The organism is Polynucleobacter sp. 35-46-11, from assembly GCF_002281105.1.
Map to the genome: position 1 here is coordinate 1 of NZ_NCFJ01000202.1, position 4,207 is coordinate 4,207.

Consider the following 4,207-nt stretch of genomic DNA (forward strand, 5'->3'; position numbering starts at 1 on the left):
CCCCGCCTTGGCCGCTAGGCCGTCATCCTGAACCCTAAGGTTCAAGGTGGAACGGCTACTCTGTTTCGGGTGCATTAAGAACTCCAGGGAGTGAACAGCTCGAGGCTGCCACTGTGAAGATTCGAAACGCTCACGCCCACAGTGTAAAGATCGTTCCGGATGCTTGCGCATCGGTTCAAGGAACTATTGGCCTTGGCGAACCAGGCAGGGAAAGGGTTTGCATCAGAGCATCTACTTGATCTTCCAGAGAGTGAATTTCTTTCTGGAGGCGAGCAATTTCTTCTGAGTCGGAATTTGATGTAGCGCTCTGCAAAGAGGTTTGATGTGACGCGGTTTGTAATTTAATGAGATCACCAGCAATTTTCAGCGCGGCCATCATGCTGGCACGTTCGATGCTGCGATTGCCGCCATTGATTGCCAACTGAATTTGCTCATCCACTAATGTGCAAGCTGCACGCAGCAAAGGCTCATGTTCAGCGCTCGTGGCTAAGGTGATTTTTTGACCTGCGAGGGTTACTTCAATGCGTTGTTGGCTCATTGTCATCCTCTGGGTTAGGTGGCGTGACGGGTTCGCCAAGCAAGTTCAATTGACGTCCATCACTCTGTTCTGGTAGGCGGCTCAAAATGTGCTGAATTCGCTTCTGCGCATCTTCAATCTTAGCCTCAAGCTGATTGCGATCTTGATGTAAGGCTTTTACGGCATCGGAGATCAGCTGAATTTTGTGAGATAGCCTGTGCAATGATTCGGCTATCGAATCAGATTCAGTTGGGTCACTTGGGACATGAGGGGTGTACTCGGTCATATGGGCATTGTAGCCTTAGCAAAACGCTTTGTGAAACTCCTGGTTTTGGGCTTACTTAGGTAAAGCCACCCAATCATCCCCCAGCTTTTCTAGGTGAATGCGCCCATCAAATAGCTCGATTAGGGCCTGATGGGTTCTAGGGTCTTGGTTTGACCCCTGAAAATGTAGTTTGCCTTTACTCAGCATCACCAAATGGTCGGCACGGAGAGCAAACTGAATCTCATGTAATACCGTCACTAAGGTCTTGCCTTGAGTCAGTAAGTCGTTTTGCCATTTCAGAAAATCGGATTGATGAGGTGGGTCCAAATTGGCCAGGGGCTCATCCATGAGAAGGATGTCGGAGTCCACTGCAAGCAGACGCGCCAATAAAACTCGCTGACGCTCTCCCCCAGATAGTTGCTGTAAGGGACGATGGCGTAAATGCCATGCGTCGGTCTGTTGCAAAGCCCTTTCGACCGAAATATGATCGGCATTGGAAGGGAGGTGCAGCCACCCCTGATGCGGAATGCGTCCCAGCATGACTGTGTCATACGCACTTAAGGAATCATCAAATTCTTCTGAATTATTCGAGCCTTGATCGAGCCAAGCAATTTTCTTTGCAAGATCTTTTGGGGTAAATGCAGATAAAGGAACTTCGTCGATAGTGATGGAGCCATCCCACTTCAGTAACCCAGCCATTGCCTGTAAGAGGGAAGATTTTCCTGCGCCATTGGGTCCAATAACGCTAGTCCATTTTCCCTGTGGAATATCAATATTGAGGTCGGAGAGAATGGCGCAAGGACCTCTGTATACATTAAGTTGGCGGGCTTTCATGAGCGCGCTCCAAGAGAAGTGCGTCTTAGCAGAATCAACAAATAGAGACCGCCTAAGACTGCAGTCACTATACCAACTGGAATTTCAATCGGTGCAAAGAGAGTGCGTGCAATCAGATCGGAACTCAGTAATAAGATTCCACCACCTAGACAGGAGAATAAAAGCTGTATTCGTTGCCGTCCGCCAGAAAACTTCCTAACTAGATGAGGTGCTGCTAGCCCAACAAAAGCAACCAAGCCAGTCTGTGCAACAGCGCATCCAGTTGCAAGAGCAAGAATGCCAATCAATATCAGACGTAGTTGATCTAATGGCAAACCTAGAGTGCGGGCGGTATTTTCACCGAGTGATAAAGCATCCAGAGCGGGGCTAATGATAAGAGTGATGAGTAAGCAAATCAGCAAAGCAGTTGCCATGATCTCAACGCCAGACCAATTGAGAAGAGTTGTGTTGCCCAGCATAAACGATTGAATGCTTTGAAATAGATCAGGGCGGATAAATGTAAATAATGAGTTCGCTGCACCCAGGATCACGCTGATCACTACCCCAGACAATAAGAGCCGTAAAGAGCTGCGATAACCGCCCGCCAATAGAAGAGAGGCCATCACTCCAAGCAGCGCCCCCAGAAAGGCGCCGCCATTAAGGCCAATAATTTCTAGCCAAGAATTGCCAAGATAGGCAAGGCAGAGAATGCTGCCAACCCCAAGCAAGGCACCCGATGCGCTTCCGAGTAGGTAGGGGTCAGCCAAGGGATTGCGAAATAGGCTCTGTGCAATCCCACCAGCCAGCCCTAATAATGCACCAGCAAAGTAGGCCCCTAATGATCGTGGTAGCCGAATATCAAACAAGACGGTTTGATCAGTTTCTGACATATTCCAACTGGCACCCGTACTTCCGAGCAGAGTACCCATTAGCACTAAAGCTGCACTAAGAATGAGCAGGGCGAATAGCTTGCCTAGAAAATGGTTAGTCTGCATTACCGAGATGATGACATCTTCTCTTGGATGCATTGAGAAATAATCAACGCTGCTTCACCCATGCGTGGGCCGGGACGAACCAAAACATCATTTTGCTCGCTAGTAAATACACAAATTCGATTATTGGAAACTGCTGGAATGGAGTTCCACCCAGGACGTTTCTGAATATCAGCAACAGTTGATTCAGTAAGAAGGATGACATCTGGCTTAGCCTGAACCACAAACTCAGGATTGATCTTCGGAAAAGCCCCTAAAGATTCGGGAATGATATTGATCAAACTTAAGCGTGCAAGAATTTCACCAATAAAAGAAGTGCTACCAGCCGCAAAGGGAGCTGGATTCACTTCAAAGTACACGCGAATATTGTCTGCCTTGTCTGTAAGTTGCTTGCGAGCGCGCATGATTTCTTGTTGTATCTGATTCCAAACACGAGCGCTTTCGGAGGTACCTAATACAAGATCTAGCTTTTGAAGGGCGCGCTCTTCATCTCCCATTGACTTGATATCCAACGCAAAAGTCTTAATGCCCAATCCATTTAACCGGGCAATAACAGGAGACGCCTTCTCAAGCAAAACAACATCCGGCTTGAGTTGCACAATACGCTCAATATTAATATCTCCAATGCCGCCAAGCTTGGGCAAGCCTTGAATCGATTTAGGCCAATTGGAAAAGCGATCAACACCAACCAATGCTGAACACTTTCCTAATGCACAAACAGACTCAGTGAGTGATGGTAGAAGACTGACAACGCGCTGGGGTGGTTTATCAAACACCACAACAACTCCTCGGTCATCTCTAACTGTGAGAGGTTTAGCAAACACTGCCAAAGAGAATGCAAGAAAAAATAATGCAACGCCGATTGTCAGGTAATGAGTCCGAGTTGAGGGTTGCATAAATTTATCCGTGCCAATTAACTGGATTAGAAGTTATATTTAGCACTAAGATAAATTGATCTAGGATCATTTGCGTAATAGTAGTAACTATTTCCGCTACTGTTATTTGGGAACTGAACGTAACCATAACCCCCATAAGTTGAGTACTGTGCATTACCAACATTCTTCACGGTTAAACGAGTTTCCCAATTCCCCATTCTATAGTTCGCATAAATGTCACCTACTGCGTATGACGGCATGACGTTAAGACTGCTGTAGTAGGAGGGGGCGGCATCATAACGCTGATTACTAACGTAATTTACTACACCACCAAGAGACCAATTATTGTTTAGTACGTAAATAGCTCTAGCATTTAGTAATAAGTTTGGTACCTGTGCAATAGCTTGATTTTGATAGGGCCCGTTAGCATAAAAAGCATTTTGCACTGTACCGCCGCCACCGATAGAAAGTTGAGAAGTCACGGGAGAGAGGAAATTGAGATTTGCACCAGTTCTGTTGATGCTATATGGTGAATTAGAATTATTGTAGGTTGCAGGGTTGTACAAAATTTCATTTTGAGAAACTGAGCTAAAAACTGCTGCAGTCAAATTTGTTTTGAGTATCTGCCAATTGCCACCAAGTTCATAGGTTTGAGCAGTTTGCGGTTTTAGAATGCCACCAAATGATGGGCTTCCTCCAGCGCTAGACCAAGTCCAAAATTCATCTACATTTGGAAAGCGATAGG

The 4,207-nt window shown here is 46.4% G+C and carries 5 protein-coding genes, 1 other RNA gene and 1 pseudogene; all 7 read right to left on the reverse strand.

The window, feature by feature from the left end; translation table 11 throughout:
- Positions 1 to 214, reverse strand: a non-coding RNA gene (gene ssrS / locus B7Y67_RS11760) — 6S RNA; the annotation flags it as partial.
- 99 nt (positions 215 to 313) lie between these two features.
- Positions 314 to 544, reverse strand: a pseudogene (locus B7Y67_RS19530) (cell division protein ZapA); the annotation flags it as partial.
- Positions 519 to 803, reverse strand: coding sequence for a hypothetical protein (locus B7Y67_RS11765; protein WP_293598803.1), 285 nt, complete (start codon positions 801 to 803; stop codon positions 519 to 521). The gene B7Y67_RS11765 and the pseudogene B7Y67_RS19530, both read right to left, overlap by 26 nt.
- A 51-nt stretch (positions 804 to 854) precedes the next feature.
- Positions 855 to 1,616, reverse strand: coding sequence for an ABC transporter ATP-binding protein (locus B7Y67_RS11770; RefSeq protein ID WP_293598804.1), 762 nt, complete (start codon positions 1,614 to 1,616; stop codon positions 855 to 857).
- The gene (locus B7Y67_RS11775; RefSeq protein WP_293598805.1) at positions 1,613 to 2,623 is read right to left on the reverse strand and encodes an iron ABC transporter permease; all 1,011 of its coding nucleotides are present in this window, start codon (positions 2,621 to 2,623) and stop codon (positions 1,613 to 1,615) included. The genes B7Y67_RS11770 and B7Y67_RS11775 overlap by 4 nt, the downstream gene beginning before the upstream one ends.
- Positions 2,590 to 3,483 (reverse strand): ABC transporter substrate-binding protein, encoded by an 894-nt coding sequence (locus B7Y67_RS11780; protein WP_293598806.1) that lies wholly within the window; start codon positions 3,481 to 3,483, stop codon positions 2,590 to 2,592. Before B7Y67_RS11780 ends, B7Y67_RS11775 begins: the two co-directional genes overlap by 34 nt.
- A 26-nt stretch (positions 3,484 to 3,509) precedes the next feature.
- Positions 3,510 to 4,207: TonB-dependent receptor (locus tag B7Y67_RS11785; RefSeq protein ID WP_293598807.1), on the reverse strand; the 698-nt coding region annotated here is incomplete at its 5' end.

What these genes read in the sequence shown, in the direction of transcription:
- B7Y67_RS11765 (WP_293598803.1), bottom strand. Translation starts at nt 803, where the DNA reads ATGACCGAGTACACCCCTCATGTCCCAAGTGACCCAACTGAATCTGAT.
- B7Y67_RS11770 (WP_293598804.1), bottom strand. Translation starts at nt 1,616, where the DNA reads ATGAAAGCCCGCCAACTTAATGTATACAGAGGTCCTTGCGCCATTCTC.
- B7Y67_RS11775 (WP_293598805.1), bottom strand. Translation starts at nt 2,623, where the DNA reads ATGCATCCAAGAGAAGATGTCATCATCTCGGTAATGCAGACTAACCAT.
- B7Y67_RS11780 (WP_293598806.1), bottom strand. Translation starts at nt 3,483, where the DNA reads ATGCAACCCTCAACTCGGACTCATTACCTGACAATCGGCGTTGCATTA.